Origin of the sequence: Leptothoe sp. EHU-05/26/07-4 (genome assembly GCF_043421015.1) — a bacterium.
Taxonomy (GTDB): Bacteria; Cyanobacteriota; Cyanobacteriia; order Phormidesmidales; family Phormidesmidaceae; genus Leptothoe; species Leptothoe turfae.
Window position 1 is genome coordinate 1,663,375 of sequence record NZ_JAXSQV010000007.1, and the last position, 25,286, is coordinate 1,688,660.

22 protein-coding genes are annotated in these 25,286 nt (G+C 42.7%); 6 read left to right on the forward strand and 16 right to left on the reverse strand.

What is annotated here, in order from left to right:
• The first annotated feature begins 15 nt into the window (after window positions 1-15).
• The 6 genes from U2F10_RS31765 (at window position 16) to U2F10_RS31790 (ending at window position 6,861) form a co-directional block, all read left to right on the forward strand.
• Window positions 16-207, forward strand: a complete 192-nt coding sequence (locus tag U2F10_RS31765; RefSeq protein ID WP_499874316.1) for a lasso peptide — start codon at window positions 16-18, stop codon at window positions 205-207.
• 406 nt (window positions 208-613) lie between these two features.
• Window positions 614-1,492 (forward strand): hypothetical protein, encoded by an 879-nt coding sequence (locus tag U2F10_RS31770; RefSeq protein WP_499874318.1) that lies wholly within the window; start codon window positions 614-616, stop codon window positions 1,490-1,492.
• Between the two features lie 20 nt (window positions 1,493-1,512).
• Entirely contained in the window at window positions 1,513-3,330 is a 1,818-nt protein-coding gene (locus U2F10_RS31775; protein ID WP_499874319.1) for an ABC transporter ATP-binding protein, read from the forward strand.
• Window positions 3,331-3,374: 44 nt separating this feature from the next.
• Window positions 3,375-4,583, forward strand: coding sequence for a nucleotidyltransferase domain-containing protein (locus U2F10_RS31780; protein WP_499874320.1), 1,209 nt, complete (start codon window positions 3,375-3,377; stop codon window positions 4,581-4,583).
• Window positions 4,584-4,930: 347 nt separating this feature from the next.
• Window positions 4,931-5,557 (forward strand): HpsJ-like protein, cyanoexosortase C-associated, encoded by a 627-nt coding sequence (hpsJ-C, locus tag U2F10_RS31785; protein ID WP_006518636.1) that lies wholly within the window; start codon window positions 4,931-4,933, stop codon window positions 5,555-5,557.
• A gap of 626 nt (window positions 5,558-6,183) precedes the next feature.
• On the forward strand, window positions 6,184-6,861 hold the full coding sequence (locus tag U2F10_RS31790; RefSeq protein ID WP_163669987.1) for a PTPA-CTERM sorting domain-containing protein: 678 nt from the start codon (window positions 6,184-6,186) through the stop codon (window positions 6,859-6,861).
• Window positions 6,862-7,137: 276 nt separating this feature from the next.
• On the opposite strand, the gene crtC is transcribed toward U2F10_RS31790, so the two are convergent.
• The 16 genes from crtC to U2F10_RS31870 form a co-directional block, all read right to left on the reverse strand.
• Window positions 7,138-8,067 carry a cyanoexosortase C gene (gene crtC, locus U2F10_RS31795; protein ID WP_499874322.1) on the reverse strand — a complete coding sequence of 310 codons (930 nt, stop codon included), beginning with the start codon at window positions 8,065-8,067 and terminating at the stop codon, window positions 7,138-7,140.
• Window positions 8,068-8,151: 84 nt separating this feature from the next.
• Window positions 8,152-9,312, reverse strand: a complete 1,161-nt coding sequence (locus U2F10_RS31800) for a hypothetical protein (protein WP_250565715.1) — start codon at window positions 9,310-9,312, stop codon at window positions 8,152-8,154.
• 179 nt (window positions 9,313-9,491) lie between these two features.
• The gene (locus U2F10_RS31805; protein WP_499874323.1) at window positions 9,492-10,694 is read right to left on the reverse strand and encodes a glycosyltransferase family 4 protein; all 1,203 of its coding nucleotides are present in this window, start codon (window positions 10,692-10,694) and stop codon (window positions 9,492-9,494) included.
• Between the two features lie 96 nt (window positions 10,695-10,790).
• A complete protein-coding gene (locus U2F10_RS31810; protein WP_163669980.1) occupies window positions 10,791-12,029 on the reverse strand; it encodes a glycosyltransferase family 4 protein in 1,239 nt (412 codons plus the stop codon).
• Window positions 12,030-12,079: 50 nt separating this feature from the next.
• Complete coding sequence (locus U2F10_RS31815; RefSeq protein ID WP_163669978.1) at window positions 12,080-12,961, reverse strand: sulfotransferase domain-containing protein; 882 nt, start codon at window positions 12,959-12,961, stop codon at window positions 12,080-12,082.
• A gap of 17 nt (window positions 12,962-12,978) precedes the next feature.
• Window positions 12,979-14,121 (reverse strand): glycosyltransferase family 4 protein, encoded by a 1,143-nt coding sequence (locus tag U2F10_RS31820; protein ID WP_163669976.1) that lies wholly within the window; start codon window positions 14,119-14,121, stop codon window positions 12,979-12,981.
• 57 nt (window positions 14,122-14,178) lie between these two features.
• A complete protein-coding gene (locus U2F10_RS31825; RefSeq protein ID WP_499874325.1) occupies window positions 14,179-15,414 on the reverse strand; it encodes a glycosyltransferase family 4 protein in 1,236 nt (411 codons plus the stop codon).
• A gap of 243 nt (window positions 15,415-15,657) precedes the next feature.
• Window positions 15,658-16,707: a glycosyltransferase family 2 protein gene (locus U2F10_RS31830; RefSeq protein ID WP_499874326.1), complete on the reverse strand. Its 1,050-nt coding sequence runs from the start codon at window positions 16,705-16,707 to the stop codon at window positions 15,658-15,660.
• 53 nt (window positions 16,708-16,760) lie between these two features.
• Window positions 16,761-17,654 (reverse strand): sulfotransferase family protein, encoded by an 894-nt coding sequence (locus U2F10_RS31835; RefSeq protein ID WP_499062059.1) that lies wholly within the window; start codon window positions 17,652-17,654, stop codon window positions 16,761-16,763.
• Between the two features lie 62 nt (window positions 17,655-17,716).
• Entirely contained in the window at window positions 17,717-18,679 is a 963-nt protein-coding gene (locus tag U2F10_RS31840; RefSeq protein WP_499062058.1) for a glycosyltransferase family 2 protein, read from the reverse strand.
• Between the two features lie 74 nt (window positions 18,680-18,753).
• Complete coding sequence (locus U2F10_RS31845) at window positions 18,754-19,671, reverse strand: glycosyltransferase family 2 protein (RefSeq protein ID WP_499874327.1); 918 nt, start codon at window positions 19,669-19,671, stop codon at window positions 18,754-18,756.
• Window positions 19,672-19,765: 94 nt separating this feature from the next.
• Window positions 19,766-20,923 carry a glycosyltransferase family 4 protein gene (locus U2F10_RS31850; RefSeq protein WP_499874328.1) on the reverse strand — a complete coding sequence of 386 codons (1,158 nt, stop codon included), beginning with the start codon at window positions 20,921-20,923 and terminating at the stop codon, window positions 19,766-19,768.
• Between the two features lie 83 nt (window positions 20,924-21,006).
• Window positions 21,007-22,185: a glycosyltransferase family 4 protein gene (locus tag U2F10_RS31855; protein ID WP_499062055.1), complete on the reverse strand. Its 1,179-nt coding sequence runs from the start codon at window positions 22,183-22,185 to the stop codon at window positions 21,007-21,009.
• On the reverse strand, window positions 22,182-23,126 hold the full coding sequence (locus U2F10_RS31860) for a sulfotransferase family protein (RefSeq protein ID WP_499062054.1): 945 nt from the start codon (window positions 23,124-23,126) through the stop codon (window positions 22,182-22,184). Before U2F10_RS31860 ends, U2F10_RS31855 begins: the two co-directional genes overlap by 4 nt.
• Window positions 23,127-23,130: 4 nt before the next feature.
• Window positions 23,131-24,066 carry a sulfotransferase family protein gene (locus tag U2F10_RS31865; RefSeq protein ID WP_499874329.1) on the reverse strand — a complete coding sequence of 312 codons (936 nt, stop codon included), beginning with the start codon at window positions 24,064-24,066 and terminating at the stop codon, window positions 23,131-23,133.
• A 318-nt stretch (window positions 24,067-24,384) separates the two neighbouring features.
• Entirely contained in the window at window positions 24,385-25,257 is an 873-nt protein-coding gene (locus tag U2F10_RS31870) for a hypothetical protein (protein ID WP_499874330.1), read from the reverse strand.
• Window positions 25,258-25,286: the final 29 nt, after the last annotated feature.

Genomic DNA, 25,286 nt, shown 5'->3' on the forward strand with positions numbered 1-25,286 from the left:
TGAGGAAATAACATCATGAAGAAGACATACACTCAGCCTAGCTTGACAGCTTATGGCAGCGTACAGCAGCTAACTCAAGGTAATGGAACTATTGCAATCGGCGATTCCATTATCTTCACAGATATACCTGGCCCTAATGGCAAGCCTGAAGAGGTCCAAGGTTTTGGTTCTGTAGACATCGAAATCCCAGACAATCTAGCTTCATAGGTTTAGAAAATAAGTCTAGAAGTTAGAACTTCTGGTTAGTTTTTAGGGTATCTAACACAAGATTCACTTTTTTCCACTGTTGCTAAAGATAGATAGGGAAATTCTCTGATGTCTTTAATGACCCTTTGGATGGAATAAAGGGCGTCTCGTTAGATACCCTTTATTGTTACCTTAACGTGAGTAGATTTCAACATATAACATTGTTTACTATCTAAATCTATATATAAAAGTGCCAATAGAAACAGTGTCTCAGAATTTGCGATTGCTGATTTAGGGAATTAACCGGTCTAGAGTGCTGGCTATCCGACTATGTCTCATAACTAGAGTTATCCCAAAGATCAGCAATACCCAGAATTTTATGTTGAGAGCTTTATTTTGGATGTAAGTGGAGCTTATTTTATAAGTTATGTACTGTTATTCTGCCTATCAGCTATGTGTTCACTCAGAAATTCCTTTGCCAGGTTTACCTGAAGCTGACGGTGAGCCAGACGTTATCGTTCGTTTGAAGCATGCGGATCAACAATCTAATTTTGAGAAGATAGAACCAACCACAGAGCTGTTTGGCCGCCTCAGGGGCATAGGAGACTGTTGGATCTCAGATGGAAAGTTTATAACTATTTCCCCTTTTGACGGTGTTAGTTATGAGATGCTGAGTCCCAATGTTTTAGGGGGCTGCATGTCGATTATTTTGCGACAGCGTGGTTTCCTTGTGCTTCATGCCAGCAGTATTGCCATACAAAATAATGTGGTGGCTTTTTTAGGACACTCTGGATGGGGAAAATCTACCCTGGCAGCTGCATTACATGTCCATGGCCACAGTGTGATTACAGATGACGTGCTAGCAATTGACCTGGAGAGTAATGGAACACCTAACGTGGTGCCATCCTTTCCCCAATGTAAGCTCTCTCCTGGAGCGGCAGTCGCATTAGGCAAAGATCCGGCCACTCTGGCCCCTCTTTGCAGCCATTTATCTAAACGGGCCTATAACTTTCAAACAGGGTTCCAACAAGAGCAGCTTCCCTTACAGAGTATTTACCTGTTATCCAAAGGCGATAGCCACAGTATCACTCCCCTGAGTTTCAAGGATGCATTTGCATATTTGGTCAGCCATACCCGTGCTATGGATGTGCTGCGAGATAACCAGTCCTTAAAGACTCATTTTCAACAATGTACCCAATTGCTTAAACAAGTGTCATACTACCGGTTTACTCGGAAACCTGGTTTAGAAGAATTGCCGGATTTAGTGCGAATGGTAGAGGAACATGTGCAAGAAACATCTATTTAACCACTAGGGGTTAACCTACCGTGCAATTTGCTCAGCCATTAGCGGCATTCTTTAAGAAAACCCAGCGATTGATGCCAGCTTTGCGCCTGGTTTGGCGTAGCAGTCCTGGTTGGACCATGGCTAAACTTAGCTTATTGGTAATTCAGGGGGTACAGCCGCTGCTGCAAATCTATCTAATCAAGCTGTTAGTTGATGTCGTGACAACTCAATCTGAGTTGACCACATCACCACAGTTTTTCAGTCACAATAAATTGCTATTTATCGGACTGGCTGTGGTCTTACTGGTTGGCATGATAGCAACTTCACTCTCAGAGCTAGTCACATCGTCACAATCTCAAAAGGTCTCTGACTACATGCGGGGTATTTTGCATGCTAAGTCCATTGAGATTGATCTTAGCTATTATGAGAACCCGCGTTATCACGACACATTACAGCGGGCTCAGCAAGAAGCAACTTATCGCCCTAATCAGATTCTAAAGCGGCTGGCGCTGGTTGGCCAAAACGGTATTTTATTGGTTGCCATGGTGGGTTTGTTATTAACCCTCCATTGGGGTATCACTAGCGCCTTATTAGTTGCAATTATTCCAACCGTGTTGGTTCGGCTACACTATACGCGTAGGTTATATGCTTGGCAGCGTACCTGGACCCCTGTTGAACGGAAATCAGCGTATCTTTCTTGGTTGTTGATAGGGGATCAGTTTGCCAAAGAAATTCGCTTGTTTGGCTTAGGTGACCTATTTAGTCAGCGATTTAATGGGCTGCGATCGCAAATTTACCACGCCAAGCTCAAACTAATGACATGGCGTTCACTCTCGTTTTTAGCTGCCAATGTCATAGCAGGGGTGATGGTTGGTGCAATTTATGCCTTTATCCTCTATCAAACGTTTCAGGGCATATTAAAGCTTGGGGATCTTGTACTTTACCATCAGGCATTACAGCGAGGTCAAAAGGGGCTCAAATCATTTATTGCTGGACTCTCCGGACTGCATGAAGACAATCTATTTCTAGCAAATCTATATGAATTTCTAGATTTAAAATCCCAGATTGTGACACCAGCACAGCCCAAATTCTGCCCCCCTGTAAAAGCGCAGGGCATTACGTTTGAGAACGTTAATTTCCAGTATGAAGGAACGTCTCGACAAGCACTTCAAGATATATCTTTCAATATCAAACCTGGAGAAACCATTGCTCTGGTGGGAGAAAACGGTTCAGGTAAGACAACACTGATTAAATTATTATGTCGCCTGTACGATCCGACTGAAGGACGAATCACACTGAATGGCATCGATCTGCGAGATCTCGATGTTCCCCATTTGCGACAACAGATTAGTGTTATTTTTCAAGACTACGCTAAATATAATCTTTCAGCCCAAGACAACATTTGGTTAGGTAATGTTCAGCTGCCGCTGGACGATCAACTTATTATCGAAGCTGCTAAACATGCAGGAGCCCATGAGGTCATTACCCAGTTACCCCATGGGTATGACACTATGTTAGGCAAATTATTCCAGGGTGGAGAAGAACTTAGTATTGGTCAGTGGCAGAAGGTTGCCTTAGCCAGAGCTTTCTTACGTCAGTCTCAGGTGATTGTTCTAGATGAACCCACCAGTGCCATGGACCCCAAGGCTGAGTACGAACTTTTTAGTAGGTTTCGTGAGTTAATTCAAGATCAGTCAGCAATTTTAATTACCCATCGTTTGTCTACAGTCAAAATGGCTGATCGTATTTATGTCATGGACAACGGCAAACTCATAGAAAACGGTACACATCAAGAGTTAATGGAGAAACAGGGAAATTACGCCCATTTATTTGAAATTCAAGCTAAAAACTATTGGTAGAGGTAGTATCTATTATTTAATTTTCAATTAACTACTTTAGAGCTGTGAGTACTTTAAGAATAACTGAGCTAAATCCAGAAATCTCATTTCTACTAAAATGTGCCAGAGTATATCTAAATATCGATGACCCGTGCGAGATTAACCAGCTAATCCAACAAACCAGCTTAAACTGGCATGAAGTCATTAAAATGGCGCAGGTTCATAGGGTATTGCCCATACTCCATAAGACTCTTACTCTAGTATCCCCACAGGAACTGCCAGATTTTGTCCTTCCAAAGTTACATCAACTACACTTTAAAAATATTAAACGTAACTTTTTTCTATTACAAGAGCTCATTAGATTTTTAGATATCCTAAAAAAGCATCAGATTGATGCAATTACATTTAAGGGGCCAATGACCGCAATGGTTGCCTATGGCGATTTATCATTGCGCACCTTCTATGATCTAGATTTACTAGTACATTCCCATGATTTTTTTAAACTTAGAGATATTGCCAAAAATCATGGTTATACGTGTGATTTGTTGATGGCGAAAGAAGAAAGAGAGTGTTTGACCAAACTTAGCTTTCAAGACCAAGAACTATATTTCAACTCACAAAAAGAGTATAGTTTAGTGAATGCCAAAAATCGTATTTTTCTTGATATTCATCAAGGAGTTTTATCTAAGCAATTCTCCCCATTATTTAACACTCAATGGATTTGGGAGCACACTCAGCAGGTTAAAATCGGAGGATATCAAGTCTTAGGTTTGACACCAGAGGTTCAGATACTTGTGTTATGCGCACAAGGTGTTGAAGATTGCTGGAATCATCTAGGTAAGCTTTTTGATGTTGCAATCTTGATCAAGAACCACCCTGATTTAGATTGGGATCAGCTAGTGAAACTATCAAAGCAGATGGATGTGCTTCCTAGGCTTTTATTGGGACTGTGTTTGATTCGTCAACTATATGGGTTCACTTTGCCCGACCAGATTGAACAGCCGTTGCAGAATTGTACCTTTATTCAAAAACTTGCTGAGGCATTACAACGACAAATAATACTAAAGAGTAATATAAATTCTAAGTCAAAGTTAGATCTTCTCAACGCTGCATATCAACTGCGGCTTATGAGCCAGTGGAAAAATCGTATTAAATTTATCCTAACGCTTATGCAGCCGACTCTTGCAGATATCGCTACAGTATCGCTGCCTAAATCTTTATTCTTTATATATTATTTATTGCGACCCTTCCGGGTGATGCAACTTAGCAAATAATGGCCATACGGACATGCCAACGTAGAAAAATGTCAGGAACTTTACGGATAGCTCCTTATGACCAGAGAAAATAATTAATACGTTATGCCTATTTCTTGATTAGTAAGACTATCGCTTTTGTTGCGATTAAACAAAGGAGGCAATCGAGAGGTGACAGACAAACTTTATAGGGACTAGTTTACCACATTTGAAGATTTATCTTCCCATTGCTCCTGCTTAGATTCCGAGATAATGCCCACTCTCATGTATGGGGACAACGCGATATATCATTCGTTAGTATCGCTTTAATATTAAGACCTAAGCGCCTAACTTATGTTCCGACACCACTTGATTTATTCTTTTTTGCCATGACAAGCCTTCCTAGACCCTTTCCTTCTAAAGCTAATCAAACAGATGTTGGCCAAAATCCACAGATGCCTGCTGCTAAGAATATTTGTTTAGTTGTTGGCTTTACCTGTTTGCTGGGATTTTTAGTTGACATGTTGGTGTTGGCTACACCGCTCAATGTCTTTGCTTTAGAATGGCGTATCAATGTGATGCAACAGGTTGGAGATCGCAGTATTGTATTGCTGCTGGCAGTTGGGATGCTGCTATTTGCCACTTTTGAACAGCGCCAGTTAAAACGTTCATTGGGGTATGCTTGTCTAGCTTTAGGAGTTGCCTTTGTCTTGTCCTGTGGTGTAGTAATCCGGGATAACTTGGTCTTTCAAAAACAGGCTTTGCAAAATATCAACAATCAGGAACAACAGATCCAGACGCAGATTGAACAGGTCCAAGCTGGTGGCAGCCTACCGGAAAACGTGACTCTTGAGCAATTACAGCAAGCGTCTCAACAATTGTCGAGTCAGGCTCAAGCCCTCAAGCAAAATGCTCGTCAGGGTATTACTAAAAATAGTGTGGCCAGCCTCGGTAATCTTATAGCAGTCGGACTAGGGCTGGTAGGATTAGGTCGCCTGGGCATTAAGCGTGGATAAGTCTGGTTGATATTGATACAGCTGATCGTTCAATAGCTATTATCATCAAATAACTGAATAGTCATTGAGTCCCTGTTAACTGCTAGGTGAGAGTTGATAGGGGCTTCTTATTTTAGGACTATTGTATAGCCAATAGTTTTTGGTCAATCCTAAGGAGAATGCTGGACGACGTTGAGTCTGATAGTAAGCGAGATTTTTTGTGTGGATATAGCACATCAGACAGCTTTCTCTTCTCCTTCCCTATTGCCCTAAATATCTCTATTATTGCTCCTTATTTTTGTACGATTTTCTGGATATCCTCGTCAAATCCTGGGGTTCTTTCTTTATTAAAGAAGACTCCGGGGATCGATGTTTAACTAATTAAAGTGTCACCAATTGAGGATATCTCAGCTTCATAGGGCAGAAAATGTATTCAAGAAAGCTTGATAAAGCTTTTTCCTTGATTCTTGCATATGCTTTAAAGTCTTATGGTGCATATGCATGAGGTGTTCCTGTTTCTTGTGCGATTCTGACAAATACTCCAGTTGAATGCAAGTGGGCAACTTAGTTCAACGAGGCTGGAGTTATAGGGTTAAATTGGGCTCTACCGATACATTTTTCAAGCAAACATTTTTCCCTACAAAATCATGCAAAAATATATTCTAACAGGTGCCCTGTTTGCAAGTACTTTAGCTACAAGTTTTCTGGCACAAGCTGATTCCGCAAACGCTGCTTCTATTACATATAACTTCAGAAGATTTGACGTACCGCTTCTAATTGATGTTGCACCATCCAGTTTTACAGTTGATGGTCTAACTGTAGATGTAAGTGGTAATGGTGTCGTCACTCAGACTGCTGACGGTTTGGGTTTGGCCAGGGTCCTAAGCGTTGCTCCTCCTGAACAGGTGGATGGCCTTGCCTTAAACGGTCCAGACTTCCTTGATTTTGACTTTGGTAGTCGGTTTGTAAACATTGTCTCTGCTACGTTCCGACGTGTTGGTACCAATGTGCCTATTGATGAGGTAGGTGAAGTTGGTAACGATGACTTTAGTCTGGCGGTTGACGGTAACTCTGTTATCGAGATCGCTGATATCCCTGGTGGTAATGGCCTTGACTCCGGTATAGGCACCTTTGACTTTACGCCCCTACTATTGCCTAGTGGTAATGTTTGGAGATTTAGTGCTCCTGAGCTGGATGATGACTACACCATTGCCAGTTTGACGGTCACTAGTGAAGAAATTCCCACTCCAGCTGTGTTGCCTGGTTTGATTGGTATGGGTGTTGCCTTTATGCGCAAGCGACGTGGTGAAGCCGCTGATGCCTAATGGGTCTACGGTAGTCTTTAAGAGCTAATGGTTTAGTTGTGGTTGACTAGAAAACCGTTGCTTAAAGATGCGTAGAAAAGGGTAAGCGTCCCCTATATGAAGCTGTTGGTATGACTTCTTTAAAGTGATAGGGAACGCTGGCCGAGATAGTTGACTAAGCGAAGTCGAAAAAAGAGATAGGCTCTAGTTCTTCTACAGTCTATCTCTTTTAAGGTTTATGAATAACGTGTTTGGGGCAAATGCTTTGGATAGCCTGGCTGAGACTGCTATGATTTTTTAGCCGCTCATCTGTCGAGACTGAGACTTCATTAGTGCCTCAACAATATAGTAATAAGCCGTAAACAAAACGCCCGAGAAAATTTGACCACCCCAAAAACCATGCCAGAATTTAAACCACTCTGGTCCCCAATACACATGGGCAATGGTTACCAACATGAGTCTGGGCACATTAGCGATCATGGCAATGATTGCAGCAGCGCTAATTAACAGCACCATTTGACGGCGATCTTGTTTGTACAACAACCCCATAAATAAACCTGCTGCGGCAATGGTAATTGCCATATCTAACCCATTACACCCCCAACCTACTTCCACAGCTCCTTCAGGAAATGTGATAAAGATGCCCTGCTGCGTTGCTGGGAATCCAATCCACTGCATTGATTGTGTGCCTGCCCAGGCCATAACTTTCTCTAATCCTTGATCAGGAACGAAAAAGTCCCACAGCCCCCGAGAAATAATGCCAATGCGAGGATATACGGTTAAACCAATAAAAAAGGTTGGCAGCATAAACTTGGTAAAGACTTTGAGCCCCCAGGTACTACAGGCCATACCGATAATAATAAGTAGCCACAATAACGCTTGGGGCCACATGGCAAATCGACAAAATGGGAATACGACTGTGCCGACAACAATTAATAAATAGCCTAAAGCTCGATCTTCTTCCGATGCTTTTAAGGTGCTAAACACCTGGCGACGCTGCCATAGCTTCCAAGCTGCGATGAGTAGCATACTTAATACTAAAAACCAGCCAATTTTTCCCTTCAGTGCTCGGGGAAAGAGATAGCCAACCCATACGGGTAGGTATACTAACCCCACAACTGAGCCCAAGAGCATCAACCGACCATGGTTAGTCTTTATGGCCTGTTGTAACTGAGCATAAACCACCGCTATAAGCTGCTTTATATCAAAGAATTTTTGTGTTGACATAGGCTTGGTAGTGGATAGTATGAAAATTGATAATGATCAAAATTACGCCACAAAGTACTAGGTTGATCGGGCCCGTGCTCTCAATTATCCACGACCTTTAATACGCAACTCGTGCCAGCGGAGCCCAACTAACACTATACTCGTCAGTGTGAAGCCAGGCTCTTCCATAAGAGTAAAGATAAAACCATTAACGATGACATTGAGGACTAAGAAACGAGATACATCGTCTTTAGTAATTCTAGTTAAGGTAACAAACCATAAATAGATGTAGCTGCCTAGACCTAAAAGACCTAAGTCTCCCCAGATACCGGCCCAGCCCCATAGGGGAGAGAAAAAACTTGAATCTAAATAATTCCCACGCCACCTTGACCAAACTAAATCAGTGACCGGATGGGTCGTTGCACCCATGGGTCCAACAAGAGACCAATAGTCTCTGATCATCCAGCCTCCTATGCGACCAATGGTGTGCCCAGGCCCCAAACCAAAGAACCAGTTTAAGAATGAATTGTAGTGGTTGGGAATAACTCTAAAAGGGGTGGTTTTGAGAACGGTTGCATCGCCGTTAGGGCCATAGATATGGGGGCGAATCCAGCCTCTATAGGCGCTAAAAAAATCGACATTGTAAATACACCAATAGAAGGTGTACCCCAGTAAACCGGCTGCAATAATATATTGGAAGGCTACTTTGAAATCGGTGATTTTGCTAAAAATTAGGCAGCCCCAGGCTAAAAATGCTACTAATATTACCTGTTTCGCATCAGCAAATAAGACCTGTGCCATCACTGCGGCAAGCACAGAAGTACGTATCCAAACGGGCATTGTCTTAGCACTGACGTAATAGTAAAGACCAAATACTAAGGATGCACTCGCCCCCACTACGTGACCACCGGAGGAGAGATAAAAAACACCTTGGATATTGTCTTCTATGGTCATCCGAGTGTGGGCTAACAGACCTGTGGTTAAACCCACTTTCTGAAGCAAGGCTAGCCCCAGGTGGATAGCTCCAAAACGAAGAATCCAGTTTTTGAATTGGTCTAAGGAGTCTTGTGTAAATGGAACGGAAATAAGGGCGGCCAAAAAGATAAAAGGCTCTGAGATAATCATGAGCCCTAAGAAGACATTGATCAGGCCTGCGTTATTTAGTAAGGCGCTGGCGGTTGCGATCGCAAACAATGCCACCAATCCAACAAGTAGAGCCTGTACAGTAGCCAACTGCCTGCGGGATTGATGCCGACTGCTCAACATCACTAGGCTGCAAGCCGCAGGTAGCACAATAAAGTGAACAAAATTGATCGGTGCTGGAGCCCCCATTGACTCAAGGAGTCTGGGAAAAAAAACCGTCGCAAATGAAATTAGTAACAAGCGAGAGCTTGAAATGAAACCCGCAGGCGCTTTGGGACGAGGTAGAGTCTGAGTCTGCATTGTTAGCGTAAAGTAACCGGTGTGGCCGATGGAGCCGATGGAGAAACGGGCACAAGTTGGGAGTAAATGGCCATCAGCTGCGAATAGTTAGCGGTTGCTGTATAGTTGGCCTCAAACTCAGCACGAGCATTTTGACGCATCTGTCCCTGAGGTTCAGGATGGTCTAACATCCAATGCACCTGACGGGCTAGATCGTCAGGATTGCCAGGGGTGAAATGTAAACCAGTATGGCCAGATTTAACAATTTCTGTGATGGCACCAATCTTAGAGGCAACCACAGGAGTACCCGTGGCAAATGCCTCGACAGCAACTCGACCAAAGGTTTCATACCACTTAGATGGAAAGATCAAAAACTGAGCCTCCCCCATCAGCTGATGCACCTCAGCCATCGGTCTACGGCCCAGCCATTCTATGTGGGGCATCTGTTCAACTGCTGCGGTCACCAGTGTCGACAGTGGCCCATCCCCTACAACTTTGAGGGGTAACGGTGTTTTGAGCTGTTTCCAGGCGTCTAGCAAGGTATCCAGCCCTTTTTCCACAGAAAGACGCCCCACATACAGAGCGTAACCGCCTTTGCCAGCCCCTATCTGCGGCTCTGGGGCAACAAAGTTGGGTTTGACGACAATTTTGTCAGCAGGTAGTCCCCCCTCAATGAACTTTTGTCGCGCAAACTCTGTTAACGCAATATAGCAATCAACTTTATTTTTCCATGTGCCCATGGCTCGATGGGTGGAGAGCATGGCCGCAACTCCGGCACTGGCTACACGATTTTCTCGGTAACAGCCATGGACCATGCCCGGATAGGGAATTGGCTTACCGACACAGTCTTCACACACCTGTCCCTGGCGGAAGAACAGGCCGTTAGGACAGACAAGACGATAGTTATGGAGAGTTTGAACAACAGGAATATTCTCAGCTTTAGCAGCGTAATAGATGGAGGGAGAAATCAGAGGGAAAAAGTTTTGCACATGCACAATATCGTAATGTTGTTGTGCCAGGCGCTTACGCACTGCGTTATAGGTAGTCTGTGACCACACAGTTTGTGCTGCCAGGGATAACTTACTCACCTCAGCAATGCGGTCATTGGTTTCCTCATAGAGATCCACCTGGTGCCCCTGCTCTTGCAGTAGACCCATTTCAGCTTCGTAGCATTCTTCTTCGCCACCACGGATCTGGTAGCGATTGTGAACCCCTAGAATACGCATTTGTAATCTAACTCCCTACGGTCTAAATTTACGAGTCCTTACTGCCAAGTCGGAATAGTTTGAAAGACGTCGGCAGTTTTTGTGAAAGGGCTTACGTTACATACCTGGTGACACAGCACAGAGTTCTTGATACAGCTGACTTAGCTGTGACGCTTTTGCCTGCCAGCTATAGTGCTCACGCACTAGCTTTTTCCCCGCTTCACCCATGGTTTTCCGCAGGCCAGGATCCTGTGCCAGCTTAAGCATTGCCTGACTGAGGTCTTGGGTCGCTTGCTCTGGTGTATGGGCTGCGATTCTAAATCCAGTTTCATCGGTCACCTGGACCGCTGGACCGCCTAGATCTAAGCAGAGAATCGGACGCCCTGCCGCCATCCCCTCTAAGCAGACCCAACCACCCGAATCATGCAGGCTAGGGTGTACCAACACGTGACTTTGAGCTAGCTTTTCCAGGGTTTCCTTACGGGGTAGCCGTCCCCAAAACTTGACTTTGTCGGCTACTCCCAGGTCCTTGGCTAGTGCCTGAAAGTTCTCCAGCTCCGGTCCCTCTCCCAAAATCCAATATTCAGCATCGGGCAAATTCGCTTTCGCAAATGCCTGAATACCCAGATAAAATCCTTTCCAATGGAGTAAACGTCCCATGCTGATCAAGCGGAAGGGGCCAGTCTCTGGCAGGGGACAACGATTTAACTTTTCTATCTCTTCTGGAGCCAGACCAGACTCTGAAGCGATTTGCACATGGGATGCGCCCATTTTGCTTAGTTGTTTAGCCGTGTCATGGGTGGTTGCTCGTACAACAGCACTACGTTGCGCCGTTAACCGGGTAAAGGGATCAATTTCACCCATTTTATGGGCTAGCTTACGCAGGGTTTCATACTGTTTTGCTTTGTCGCTAAAGTCTTTGAAGAAACTCTGAGGAGCCTGTTCGCCACCGCCCACCGGCCCCCAAACAAAGGGAACAGGCAATAGGGATAGCCAGCTAGGTGTTGAATAACGGACAAAGGTGACATGGTGAGCCACGTCAAAATTAATGTCTTGATGTAAGCGCCGGGCAACAAAGTAGGCTTGAATCTGCCACAGATAATAGTGAATTTGCATGGCACCCGATTGTCCCAGGCGCATGCTATCTTGCCAAAAGGGTAGCGTAAAGTAAACGAATTTCAGGTTGGGAATGGGGTTGCGGGCCAGTTCAGCTTCGATGGCCTCTTTGCTCTCATCAGGGCGAGTCAGCACCCAAACCTGATGGTGTTGCGCAACTTCTCGGGCAATATTCCAGCCCACACCAGGTTCTGAGCCTTTGCCAGGTTCACACGAATATGCTGATATAAGAACTTTCATCTGGAATACAGCCTTAAGGTTAACAGTCGAACAATTTTTAGCTTTTGTGACTACCAATCAAGACCCGTTTCATAACCAAGTTCAATCAGTAAATCTCCAGCAACTTTCTTGAATGCTGCCTTATGGTCTTCTTTGAAGTACTGTTGCCATCCTCCAATAGCGCCTTTTCCACCTTTCTTAAATGTGTGAGATTCTTCTGGGTTCATGGCATAGGAACCAAATTTAGCCTTGATTTCTTCAGAGGAAAGGTTGACCTGAAGATGGTCCATAATTTGACCAATAAGGTGTAGCCGCTTGTCTTCAGAGCCACCCCCCCTTTCTCCCACCAGATCTTCAAACTTAACCGCCAGGGTTTGTGAATCCTGAAGCCAGCCATGCCAGCGTGAGAAGTCTTGAGCAATATTAGGCTGGGAAAGGTTTGAACCAAACGGTGAGCCGACAGGGACACCGACAATGGAGTTCATTAACTGCTGGTCGAAGTTAGATTGCTGCTGATAAATATCGTGCAAAAATATGCGTTTCTCTTTGGTGACCCAGCGAGCATGGGAAACCGCTACGTCTCTGAGATCGCGATAGATAAATAAAGGCTTGCAATGGTGCTCACCTAAGATGTCTAAAATCTCTTGTGAATGCATCAGATGCGATCGCACAATAGATTGATTAGGGGCAGACCCTAACTTCCATCGAATATGGTTAGGCGTGTTCATAATGCCGCAAAGGGCTTGAACAGAAATAATGTCATCCCATCGCTTGAGGCCAGGGGTTGAATAAAGAATCTGATACAGTAAGTGAGTGCCACTTTTAGGATAGGAATTACAGATCACGAAATTCTTAGGACGGTTACCTGAAAGAGCTTTCGCTTTAAGCGTCCTAGTCAAAAAAACAGCATCTCTAGCATGTAAGCCTAGAACATTTCTGAGTTGATAGCTCATCCTATAATTCCTTAAATTTAAGCAATATTTGTTTCAGCAGCACTAGCTAATAGCGATTCATATATCTGAGCAATTTGCTCGGCGGTGTTTTTCCAAGTAAATTTCGCTGCGCGTGTTGTCCCCTTAGTTATCAGCTCACGTTTTACATCTGGATCTTTAAAGATTGCTTCTACTGATTTAGCAATACCATTAATATCCAGAGGCTCCACAAGGATAGCGGCATCATCAACCACCTCTGGTAGTGAGGTGACATTGGACGCAATTACAGGCAGACCACAGGCCATTGCTTCTAAAACCGTGATCCCAAAACCTTCATATGTTGAAGGCGCGACTAATATGTCAGCTGCATTATAAATTTTGATCAAAGTCTCCTTGTCAGGTTTACCTAGATAAGATATACGACCATCAAGTTGATGTTCCGCAATAAATTTTTTCTGGTCATGGGTAAAGTCATCCCCTGCCTTCCAAAAGTGAATGGGGAATCCTTTAGTTTGCAACTGAGCCACAACCTTCAAAATTGTAATGATATTCTTGCGTGGGTTGTTAGAGCCAACATTGAGTAAACAGCATGTTTCCGCAGGTATGTTTAAATCTTGACGAAAATGGCCCTCTGCCTGGGAAGTTATAGCCTGAAAAATATCGTCTACCCCGTTGGGAACAGTTTGGATTTTCGTTGCGTCCACGTCCAAATACTTAATAATATCTTGGGCGGTATAGTCCGAAACTGAAACAATTCGATGGGCTTCACACATGCTGCGCAGTGAATATTTCCATGTGGCTAAACTTAACCAAGGCATCAGAGCTCGATCACGAAATAACTCTGGATGGACTAGATTGATCAAATCGTGACAGGTAACAACAACAGGCACCTGGGCTGTTTTAAGCCAGTTCACGAGATAGCCATCACTGTGGTCAATAATATGAAAAATGTCGGACTCACAATTTTGTAAGCCTTTAGGATATTGCCAATATCTCTGGTGATATTTTTGTATGCCTTTGAGTAGAGAGTTAGTACGCTTGCCCTGAACAGGGTTATCGGGAAAATTTTCCACAATTTCCCAATTCGGTCGAACGGCTCTAAGTCCTTCCACCACGGCGTCGGCATACACATCCATACTAAAAGAAACGCCGGGAGAACGCCTTAATATTGTTATGCGCATTTCAGGTATAGGTCCTTAGTATTTACAGACAACTTCATCTCGTTAAATCTCGAAATACTAAGACGAAACAGGATGTAAATTCAATTTTTGTCCAGTTTTTTGCCGCTGGATGCGCTCAATAACTGCTAAAAAGGCATTGACTTCGCAATTTAAGTCTTGATTAGCAAACACTTCGCGCGCACGTTGGCTATAGGTTTGGCGAGTTTGGGTACAGGTCAGCGAGAGGATAGCGTTGGTCAGGGCATCCACATCCCCACAGGGGTAGACAAGACCGTTATAGTGGTGACGAACGGTATCGCTATAGCCCCAGTTGCCACAGCGATCGCTAATAATGGCGGTACAACCACAGGCCATGGCTTCAGAAACCACCAGAGGATGGGGGTCTGACCATGAGCTAGCCACAAATACATCTAGAGCTGCATAGTATAGGGGCAGCTTACTTTGATTAATAAAGCCAACGTTGATCACCTCTCCATTTAATTCACTCAAGCGCTCATTAATGGCAGCGTTGAGTTCGCCACCGCCTAGCATAATGCCTCGCACCCGTGGATCTTTACGATGGGCTTGCACAACGGCATCGATAAACTCAAAGGGGTTTTTGCGCTCAATATATTTGCCAACAAAACTATACAGAATCGTATCGTCATCCCAGGCTAGCTCTGCCCGAATTTTCTTGATCTCTTCTGGGTTTTGGGCCAGTGTCTGCTCGTAGCGATCGCGATCAACCGGATAACATCCCCGTACAATCTTGTCAGCGGAAACGCCATAGTGACGGAGATATATTTCATTGTGATCACCACTGGAGATCCAATGATCTACCAGCCCATACATGGATGGATACAGTAAAGTAGTGGCCAGCTTTCTTAAGTAGCTAAAATGTGAGTCTGTAATAATTGTGGCATCATTTTGCATAATAATGGGGATACCCTGCTGCTTACACAGCAAGATTGCCAGTCGATAGGAATAGGTGAAAAAGCTACTGACAAAGACAGCGTCAAAGTTTTTTGCCTTAAGCCTATTGATCAAGCCTGGAGTAAACAGTCCACGCTTAATCTTTGGGGCCACACTACCATTCCAATTCTTCAGATACTCATAGGTATAGCCACTGGTCAAATCCACGTCCCAAGCGGCTGTATTACCCACACCTTTAGCCCCTTGGGCCTGGTTTTCAGTACACAGATAAAAGGCTGAGACATCGACTCCTGGTTGAGCATTTAACTGACGCCAGAGAGGAGCATGGTGCTGAGTCGGATGAGTAAAAACAACGCCTAGACGAAAGTTATCAGTTGACATAGAGCTAAACACCTAACGCTAATGCTTTAGTAACAGAAAAAATAAACTGGTCATAGAAGAGTGAGAAGCCCCTGACCATTGTCTCAAGAAGAGGCAAATCAAAAGGAGCAGACGTTTTAGTGATTGAAGATTGAGTTTAGACTGATCGGCCTAGCAATTTTGGACTAGAAAATAGCCTTAAGTACTTTTTCCTAACCTGACAGACCGATCTGGGAGCTTCTTTGCAGAGTTTTTAAGCTGCGATTAACTGGTAGCTGGTTTAGAGAAAACGCGGCTCAATAGCCTAGGTCGTTTATTGGGCATAAATAACCAGTTAATGGCAAGTTTGGCCAACGATAATGGCATTAAACCAACCCAGATAAACCAAACACTGAATAATAGCTTTTTTGCCAGATTATGATCTGAAAACTGCCATAGCGCACGGATGCCAAAGTAAATCAACTTCAGCGAATTATCAGATGTAACCAAATGCTCTTGAGGATCGAGGCGTAAAGACACTAGTCGAGACCAAACTCGGCCAAACGAACGAAATTCTAAATCATCAGGGACAGTGTGACCTAAGGCTGACCCTTTTTGCCGGAGCAGCTCACAGCGCTGTAGATCATGTTTAATGAAACGGCGGAAGCGGCTACTGGACAGGTCAACCAGTGCCCACTGATTACTATCGTGAATACGATAACAACCGAGTGGTTCTTCAATGGCAATCACCTCTCCATGTAAGGGGATTAGAACAGAAAGGTAATCATCGGAAGTGGTACTAAATTCTGCTGGAATCGGGAAATTGGGAATCATGGCCCGACGATTCAGCGCATTTCCGCTAGTTGGGACACTGCGATATGTACCTATCTCTAAAACCGTAGACGCTAAATCACCTTGATCCAGTGGTTTGCCTCCTGGAGGATAGGAAGATCCTTTATCCTGACCTTGGCTATCGACAACGTCTAAACGATAGTGAACTTTAGCAAGAGTAGGTCGCCAGACGGATACAATTTTCTCGACAGCATAGGGATAGAGATAGTCGTCTGAGTCTAAAAAGATGACGATATCACCCTTACTATGGGAGAAGCCGTTATTAAAAGCAGCACCTTGTTTGCCATTGGGCTGAAGGATAGGAATGATGCGATCTCCATAGTCATTGATAACACTACGAGAATTATCGGTAGAACCATCATCAACAACTATAACTTCAACATTTGAGTAAGTCTGTTCTAAGGCGCTGCTAATGGCCTTAGACAAAAATTTCTCGTAATTATAATTGTTAATTATGATACTAACGAATGGTTGTGTACTCATGTGCTGTATCTCCTTATGCTATGTGTAAAATGACTCCCTATTTTTTATTACAACTATGACAACCATCCAGAAAGATCTTTGTTAATTATCTCTTGTAGCTTCAAGACGTCATCTTGATAGATTTGAGTTAGTGTTAACCGCGTTTTGGGGGATAATTCTGGTTTTTTCCCAATATTCCATTGCTTGATACGTTTTGCAGTTTGATGTCGCAAATCTTCGGGTACAACTGTCTGGATTGCTGATCTGACAACGTTGTCTTTAGAAAAGAACTTTTGTAAAAGCTTGCTTTTAGGCATCCCAGATACATTCTGCTTGGTCATATCTGGGTCAAAGTCAGGATCTACGCCTAAAAACTCAAAAATATCCCTTAGTACATTGAGGGAATCACGGCATAAATCTTCAAAAAGATAGATTCTGAATTGCTGTTTATCAAATAGTTTAAAATATGGTTTCAGCTGTCTATAATAATATCCAGCTGTTTGATAATGCCACAAGTGAGACCAGTTATTAGCAATTCTTGATGGCTCTGCTTTTAGGCCTTCCTCAAACGATAGAGGTTCATAGTCTTCACGTTTTAAGTGAGTGTAGCAAGAAAATGCCCTATCGACAGGATTTCGTAAGATGACAATCATCTTAACATCAGGAATATAGTGCTTAATACGATTAGCGGCCTTTTCACTGTATAAGTAAATGGGTGATGCCTCACCAATTGCTATCTCATCACTGACGTCTTCAAATAATTTCTGATAATCTTCTAAATTATTAATGGAGTATTGATTAATACCTTGATCAGGATTTTGAAAATTTAGTTCTTCACCTTCTAAGGCAAAAAATTTAGGCTCTTTAGAAAAGGGCATAAAAATTTCTGGATGCTGCCTTAAATAATAGTGGAGTGAACTTGTTCCTGCTTTGGCAGAGCCAATGATCAGAAAGTTTGGCATAGTCATAGCTTTAGTCCTTACTTTTACTCTGTACTGTCAATTTGCTTGACATGCTAAAGAATTATCTGTTAAACCATTTCTGCAAAGTAAAGCTTGAATGAATAATAGATGACCATCAAGTTCATCTTTATTCTGTTCAAGAAGCTTGTTTTAGCTAAATAATCTTTGACTAAATTCGTGAAAACCTGATCGGTTATCTGACTCTTTTTCTTAAGACTTACACCTTTTGCTAAGAGTTTGTCGCTTAGCTTTTCAAACTCAGGTCCCTTGGTTTTAATCCAATAGCCTGTGGCAATATAATTTTCAGCTCCAACTTTTCGTCTATTGACAAAATCGGTGGATGAAACAATGTTGTTATGCAATCTAAAGATACATAGATTCCTTTCTGTCTGATAGCCTGTTCCTAAGCCGACAGCTAATAATTTAATATACATATCATTAATAGCAATCCCTGATTTACCCCGTACTTCAGGCATAGGAAATATTTTTTGAGCAAGGGATCTAGATAAGCAGATATTAGACGTTGCTGGCGCAAAATCAGGTGCTTTGCCATTGCTAAGCTCAACCCTGAAATCAATTTTTCGAGGGGTTTCAGTTGTGTTGTTATGGTTGATCTCCTGAAAATGAGAGCCTAGCTTATCGTCGATGAGTTGGTCAGAGCGATAGGCCATTGAGCGATGAAAAAACCAGTCAGTATTATTATCTTTTCTAAAAATATTGACGACGTCTAAAACCTTGTTGGGGAGATAGAGGTCATCAGCATCAAGCAAACAGATAATCTCTCCGTTACTTTTGGCAAACCCTGCGTTTAATGCTGAGGCTTGACCACCATTGTCCTTAAGGACAGCAATTACTTTATCCCCATAGCTACGAATCACATCTTGAGAATCGTCTTGAGACCCATCATCTACGACAATAACTTCAATATTTTCATAGGTCTGATGGAGAGCACTGTCAATTGCCTGATTCACAAATGAACCATAATTATAGTTATTGATAAGTATGCTAACTAAAGGTGTATATTCGCTCATGATCAATATCAATGGTTGTGTACATAATGAAGAGGGACAATAAAATTGGTCGCCTGATGGCTTTAGGTCAATGGTTAACCACGTTCAGATATCCCACCGCCAAACTGTAGTCTCATTCTTTCTTTAATAGCGGCTCCTCTAAGGCGTAACATTACCGTAGTAAATTGAATTTTTTGGCGAGTTCCCCGCAATCGGTTGTCATGCCAGATGCGTATAAAAAAGCGGAAAGGGGGTTTGAGAAAACCAATAAAGTCGATGAGCAAAGCAAGCTGTGTTTTTTTGCTAGTATTGATGGCATCATAACGACCACCCATAATTCGAGTACAACGTTTATGGAGATCGTCCCAGGTATTTCGAGTAGGATGTTTTACACAGGCATCTTTACCATAAAGTTGTTTATAACCAGCCTTAAAGACCCGTTGTCCCCATTGCTTATCCCCGCCAGATTTGAGTGTTTTATCAAAATCACCGATGGCTTTGATAACATGGCTAAATGTAAATAGATTGGCGGTGACACCAAACTGACCATTCTCTAAAAATTGATCCTGTGGAAACCCTAGGGCGAGCATTTCATAGAGCTCATAGGGATTAGGATTATCAGGATCTTCGGCAAATAGATCAATGTGACCAGCAACTAAACCAACGTTAGGTTCACTAAGTAGAACAGCTACGCCATTTTCTAACCATGTTGGAGTTGGGATGCAGTCTGCATCTGTGAAAGCAATGACATTGCCCTTAGCTAAGGAAAGTCCTTTGTTACGTGCGACATATGAGCCAGGCTGAGATTCATGCGTCAATGTGACTTGCTCAAAGTCATTGGTCACATCGCTAACAGTTTCTTGTGAGTTGTTATCAATAACAATAACTTCGTACTGATCTTTTGGATACGTCTGAGCACTGAGCGCATCTAAACAAATGCGTAATGACCTGTTGTCATTAAAAACAGGAATAATAATAGAGACAAACGGCATCTTGTGAAAGTTTTCAGCCATAATTTTATCTGAAAGCCTAAGGGGATATAGCTTCTCCTGGGAACAAGTCGTAATCAAATTCTTTCTACGGCTATTGCGCCTCTAATTCCAGATATTATTGGTAGACCGCAAGGGTTTTTTCAGTGATCATCTCCCAAGTCCATTGACTCGCAACCTGATAGTTGTGTTGACCCATTTTATCGAGTTGTTCTGGAGGTTGCAGAGATGCATGCAATGCCTGAAGCAGTCCGTCTGGTAAATCTGGATCATACAAAAATGCGCCAACGTCGTCTAAAACCTCTCCGATATGTCCTCTACGAGGTGCAATGCAGGCTTTTCCAAAAGACATCGCTAAAATAACAGCACCAGATGTTAAAAATTCTCGGTAGGGAAACACAATGGTATTAGCCGCATTCATGTAGATCTGCAACTGTTCATCAGGGATAAACCCTGGCAAATATCGGACGTGAGCATCGTTTTTAGCAGCAGTTGTTAATTCGTCTGCTAGTCCTTGATCCTTAGATTTACCTGCAATGACCAGGTATGTATTGGTCGAATTCAGCTTTTTGAAAGCCTGCAGTAGATCGGCGACACCTTTATAGGGATGAATCGTTCCTAAGAACAATAGGACTAATCCTGACTCTGGCAGATTTAGTAATTTTCTAGCTTCTTGGCGTGTAATGGTATTGGGATAGCTGCCAATGTAATTAGCATGGGGTAACACATGGATACGTTGCTGATTGGCTAAGTAAAACTTTTGGGTTATCTCTGTTTTAGCTGTCTCACTATGGACAATCAACTTGTGAACAATGTGGGCAACTAAAAATGAAGCGATATTATCGAGTAATAGATATTTATTCTGATGATTTTTCAGGTTGTGAATTGTCCAAACAATATTAACTTTAGAAAACCTAAGGATAATTAGCTGAACAATAAATAGACAAAGCTTCAAAGCGGCTCTAAATCGGCTCTCTTCCTCTAAAAAGAAATGATGTAGCCAATGTAAATGTAGAACATCTGCCTGATTATTTTTAACTGTTTTGAGTAAGCTAGATGTGCTACAGCTAACGCCTGTAACCTGGTGCCCTTTTTGGGTTAACTGATCAGATAATTTTTGTTGATACGGGTTGTCAGTATACCAGGGGGCAATAATCACGTTAAGACTATCCTGGGATTGATTAGATGCTTGGATATTTTGACCAAAACTAGTCTCGCTAGCCCCTTTTTGGTCTGCCTGAGTCAATGACTTATTGTGTGTAAATGCTCCAAGCATATATTTTAAGTCTCCTAGTTCTTCAAGCCACGTTAGAATTACACCTATGTTCAGACAATCATGGGAAAATCATTGGCCATGGGTTACGAATTCTGAAAGAATCGTTTAGAGCGATTACGTTTAGATTCCTCAGGATTGGAGCGACAAATTGCTTGGGCGTAGCTCTGCGTATGATCATCAACTATGGTGCTGATCTGTAGCTGAGTGCGTAAATGTTCGATGGCTGTATTGTTAGACTCTTTCAGTTGAGATAGAAGATTGCTTAGAAGCATGGCCAGAGAGTTGGCAGTGTAAGGCTCAAAGGTATGGATTGAACCCGGTGAAATGTTATTATATTCCTCAATTTGAGGGAGCTTATAGGCGGCTACCTTTGGGTGTGAAATCGATATCCAGGTAGATAGTGAACCGGAGGCAGAACATTTCATAAATGGACAGACGGCAATGTCTGTAACCATAAGATATTCTTCTAGCTCTTTTTCGGATAGATAGCCTGTTATTTTTAGCCGATCAGCAACTTTGAGAGTTTCCGCTAATTGGGTGAGTTCTTGCAAAAACTGTTCGCCACCGATACCTTCACTGTTTTGTCCTGCAAAAACGACCATCACATCTGAGGGAAGTTTAGGGAGAGTTTCCACCACAAGTCGATGGCCTTTGCGGGGATGAATCCACCCTAGCAGTGTAATGATTTTCTTATTTTTAAGATCTAAAGACTGCCGAACCTCTTCAGGATTGATTTGAATATCCCTTGTTTCCACAAAGTGAGGGATTATTTTGATCTTTTCTTTAGCCTTAGTTTGCAAGTTAGATACGGATACGAGTCTGTCAAACTCCTGTTGGGTGCAAACAAAGACTTTCTGCATACGATGGATTAAAAACCGAATCGCTAGCGCTTTAGGCCCATACATGGCCTTAAAATAAAAGGCTGGTTTAGACCATTGAAAGGGGACTTGTTCCCAGTAAACATCGTGTAAGCTTACAACTAAGGCAGCGTTGCAGCTGAGGGCAAAAATAAAGAGGTTTAACGCACTTAGTGTTTCCCCCCAGATGGCCTTGTTATATTGAAAGTGAACGATATCGGCATCGGCCAATTTTTGTGCAGCTTGATGCAACGTTAACAGGTTTTGCCACCAGGCTTTGTCTAAAGCTGCACTGGTTTCAATAACAGAGTCATTGGGCCGTGTTTTGGCTTCCTCAGCAATGAGCCGACCATAGCGATGTAGGCCATGTTCTTGGGGGCCTACATGTAAGTAACCGATATTCATAGTTTTACTAGCTTGTTTATATAGCGTTTGGCAAGCTTTAACTTTTGCTGAGTATGTTTTTGGGCGTTCGCTTTTAAGAGCGGCCAACTGGCAGATTGCGTCTTATATCCAAGTTGGCACATCTCGCTGCTGGCAACCGCTTCAATGGTGGCAATTTCTAGGGTGGATAGCTCGGTTTGCCAGCGGTTTAAGGATTTGTTATTGACGGGTCTAACGGCATTTCCTTTCCAGGGTTCACGGTTGACATTGACTCGCTTAGATTGTTGGGTGTGATAGTCCAACATGCTGGCATCAAACGATAGCTCTAAAAAGTTGCACAGCTTTTTAAGACAATCTTCTGACGCTGAGATTAGTTGCTCATAGTGCAATGTACAAATAGCACCATTATTTGGTGGCAACTGACGTGCTGTGGCCATGTATCGTCGCCAAACCTCAGCGTCACCCCCAACACTGCCTGTACTCCACGGCACCGTCTTCCAAGAGTTAACGACAGCTCTAGGATCTCGTATTATGTGAATAAAACGAGCTTTTGGAAAGAAGGTCTGTAGGGTCTGCATATAGAGCAGATGGTTAGGGGTTTTCTCTCCTACGATCTGGGTGTTGCGACCTTGGCGAAACTGCTCTAGCAACAACTTGAACAGTGCAGCATAGCTTCTATCGAGTGTTTGTGCAGCATCCTGAAAAGTTGACAGGTCTAGTTCCATCTCCGCAAATTCGGGGATGTCGGCAATGGCGTGAAGCAAGACTTGGTAATTGGCATCTTCTGCTAGGTCGCCATAGTGCTCCCGCTTTAGCCAAAAATTTCGGATGAAATGGGTTTCAGGTGCGATCGCAACGTCTGGATGAGCATCCAACATCTGCTGTAGCAGCGTGGTACCAGAGCGCGGACACCCCACCAAAAAAATAGGATTTAGGGTCTGCATAGGTTTGCTATCTTTCATGGCGCTAGTGAGCATATCCCAACTGCCGGAGTAGAGAGCCTGCCTCTTGATTCACCTGTTGGCATTGTTCTTCAGCAAACTCCCTTTCCCAACCGCCAACGGACGTTGCTTTAGCTTGTGAGAATGCTTCGTAGAGCGTTTGGCTAGAGACCGAACCCTCAATTCCTAAGTAGTTAAGTAGCTTTTGTGCCGCCTGCTGAGGCTGACTAACCAGGTCTTCATAGCGTAGTTCGTAGTATTGATCGGCTGGTAATGCTTGGGCCTGCTCAAGAATACTGCTGACATGACGTCGCCAGGCCCAAATACAACGATGAATATCACTAGTGCTTTCAAACTCCTTCACACGTTCAGGTTCTACCCAGAAGCGAGCATAAGGACCATGGCGATAGCCGCTAGACTCTCGTTTGTCAGAGTTAGCCGAAGCGGTCTGTAGCCATGGCTTTTTGCTATGGGAGAGCGCGGCATCTCTGCCATCACGAATAATGTGAATAAACTGGGCGTCGGGAAAGGCTTGATAGAGAAAGTCAATTAAAAAGCAATTACGGGGGGTTTTTTCGGCAAAGCGTAAATCTCCATCTCCATGCAGTCGCATTAGCCATGCGTAAACAAGCTGATAGAAAAATTTAGCCTTGTCAAAGCTCCACGCCTGGGTATGAATATAGCGAGCGGCTGATTTAGTGGCGACTGGCTCAAAGTGATAGGAAAGCTCCGGCAGTTGGCCAATACATGATCCTAGAAATGTGGTGCCAGAGCGAGGAGAACCCACAATAAAAATAGGACGACTCAGATTGGGGAATAACAAATGCCACAGCCGATCTGTCGAGATCGGACGCTTTTGGTTGTGATAGTTCTTACGGTCGACAGATACTGTTTGTCGAGCCCAATCTAGTAGGTTAAACCAGCGGATTGGCTCAACCATTTCATGTGGCATAGAAGTCATTTTACCGCTAGTAGTTTCACTAAAGCTTTTCATACCTAATATCTTTAATTCAGGATGAAGTCTTGATTATCTGACCAAGTCTTAAAAGGTATAATTGCAGCGTTTGAAATTCATCTATAATACAGCTAATCAGTTGCTATACCCTGGTAGAGAAAAAGCCATTATACTATTTTTATTTTATCATTTTTTATTAATAAAGAGTATTTTTAGATCAGGCTTAAATTAAAATTATTTCAAAGCGGATTTCAGGTATTTTTATATACCTAAAAGTCTTATTTTGTGTGAAAAATTATATCTAGTAAAGAACAAAATTTATTGCTAATCACACATCCAAGCGTACTCAGTATCTTTAAGATACTCTTTAACTTCACCGTAATTGATGATAATTTCCGATAATGGAAAGGGATTAGTTCGACTAAGGCGAACAGGGGTTTCTTCTGGCTCTATATTGAGAAAATCACAAACCTGTAAGTATGCATTATTAGGATTTTCTGCAATATCATCTTCAAAATTCAGTTTTAGATATTTTTGATTAGCTAATAACTTCTCTAAATAAATATGATTTTCTTTTTGCATGTTAAGATGCTCAAGTAGTGTTTTTTTCGTTCCATTATATCCTGTATTTTTCACATCAATATTAACCTGCTTTAAAGTAGCCTTTTCAGATGATTTATTATGCGTTTTTTTCTCTGCTAGGCTATACATAACTGTATGAGAGATGATTGATCTTAAAAAATTTTTTCTTCTAAGGATCATATAATAAAAATCTTTTTTATTAAGTATCTCAATAAATTTTTCAATGTCGATATGCCCTTCAACTAAATGATGAAACTTAATTTCACAGCCAAAGTTCTTTGAGCCAGCTGCAAACATCTTTCGCTGTAAAAGCATTAGTGGATCTGGCGTTAAGGTAGGAGTTTTTGGATTTTGAGTTGTCTGAGTACGCCAATCATGAATATAAGGACAATAGATTTCTCCATTCCATTGAATTCGAGAATGCTGATATAAAAGATCTCCTAAAACACTGCTGCCACAGCGCCCCATATGAAACATGGCAATATTTCTAGCACGAAAAATTGACATGGGCATACCCCAAGCTGGAGCTGTTTTATAGCTAACGTATTTAATAACTTCCCTTGGTGAAGATAAGAAAGATACAGCTTTGGTTAACGTATTTGAGGTATTTTTCATTGCCTTTTTAACTATTACGTACTAGGATT

Excerpts from the sequence above, each read along its gene's own strand:
- U2F10_RS31765 (WP_499874316.1), top strand. The coding sequence starts at position 16 with ATGAAGAAGACATACACTCAGCCTAGCTTGACAGCTTATGGCAGCGTA.
- U2F10_RS31770 (WP_499874318.1), top strand. The coding sequence starts at position 614 with ATGTACTGTTATTCTGCCTATCAGCTATGTGTTCACTCAGAAATTCCT.
- hpsJ-C (WP_006518636.1), top strand. The coding sequence starts at position 4,931 with ATGACAAGCCTTCCTAGACCCTTTCCTTCTAAAGCTAATCAAACAGAT.
- U2F10_RS31790 (WP_163669987.1), top strand. The coding sequence starts at position 6,184 with ATGCAAAAATATATTCTAACAGGTGCCCTGTTTGCAAGTACTTTAGCT.
- crtC (WP_499874322.1), bottom strand. The coding sequence starts at position 8,067 with ATGTCAACACAAAAATTCTTTGATATAAAGCAGCTTATAGCGGTGGTT.
- U2F10_RS31800 (WP_250565715.1), bottom strand. The coding sequence starts at position 9,312 with ATGTTGAGCAGTCGGCATCAATCCCGCAGGCAGTTGGCTACTGTACAG.
- U2F10_RS31805 (WP_499874323.1), bottom strand. The coding sequence starts at position 10,694 with ATGCGTATTCTAGGGGTTCACAATCGCTACCAGATCCGTGGTGGCGAA.
- U2F10_RS31810 (WP_163669980.1), bottom strand. The coding sequence starts at position 12,029 with ATGAAAGTTCTTATATCAGCATATTCGTGTGAACCTGGCAAAGGCTCA.
- U2F10_RS31815 (WP_163669978.1), bottom strand. The coding sequence starts at position 12,961 with ATGAGCTATCAACTCAGAAATGTTCTAGGCTTACATGCTAGAGATGCT.
- U2F10_RS31820 (WP_163669976.1), bottom strand. The coding sequence starts at position 14,121 with ATGCGCATAACAATATTAAGGCGTTCTCCCGGCGTTTCTTTTAGTATG.
- U2F10_RS31825 (WP_499874325.1), bottom strand. The coding sequence starts at position 15,414 with ATGTCAACTGATAACTTTCGTCTAGGCGTTGTTTTTACTCATCCGACT.
- U2F10_RS31830 (WP_499874326.1), bottom strand. The coding sequence starts at position 16,707 with ATGAGTACACAACCATTCGTTAGTATCATAATTAACAATTATAATTAC.
- U2F10_RS31835 (WP_499062059.1), bottom strand. The coding sequence starts at position 17,654 with ATGACTATGCCAAACTTTCTGATCATTGGCTCTGCCAAAGCAGGAACA.
- U2F10_RS31840 (WP_499062058.1), bottom strand. The coding sequence starts at position 18,679 with ATGAGCGAATATACACCTTTAGTTAGCATACTTATCAATAACTATAAT.
- U2F10_RS31845 (WP_499874327.1), bottom strand. The coding sequence starts at position 19,671 with ATGGCTGAAAACTTTCACAAGATGCCGTTTGTCTCTATTATTATTCCT.
- U2F10_RS31850 (WP_499874328.1), bottom strand. The coding sequence starts at position 20,923 with ATGCTTGGAGCATTTACACACAATAAGTCATTGACTCAGGCAGACCAA.
- U2F10_RS31855 (WP_499062055.1), bottom strand. The coding sequence starts at position 22,185 with ATGAATATCGGTTACTTACATGTAGGCCCCCAAGAACATGGCCTACAT.
- U2F10_RS31860 (WP_499062054.1), bottom strand. The coding sequence starts at position 23,126 with ATGAAAGATAGCAAACCTATGCAGACCCTAAATCCTATTTTTTTGGTG.
- U2F10_RS31865 (WP_499874329.1), bottom strand. The coding sequence starts at position 24,066 with ATGACTTCTATGCCACATGAAATGGTTGAGCCAATCCGCTGGTTTAAC.
- U2F10_RS31870 (WP_499874330.1), bottom strand. The coding sequence starts at position 25,257 with ATGAAAAATACCTCAAATACGTTAACCAAAGCTGTATCTTTCTTATCT.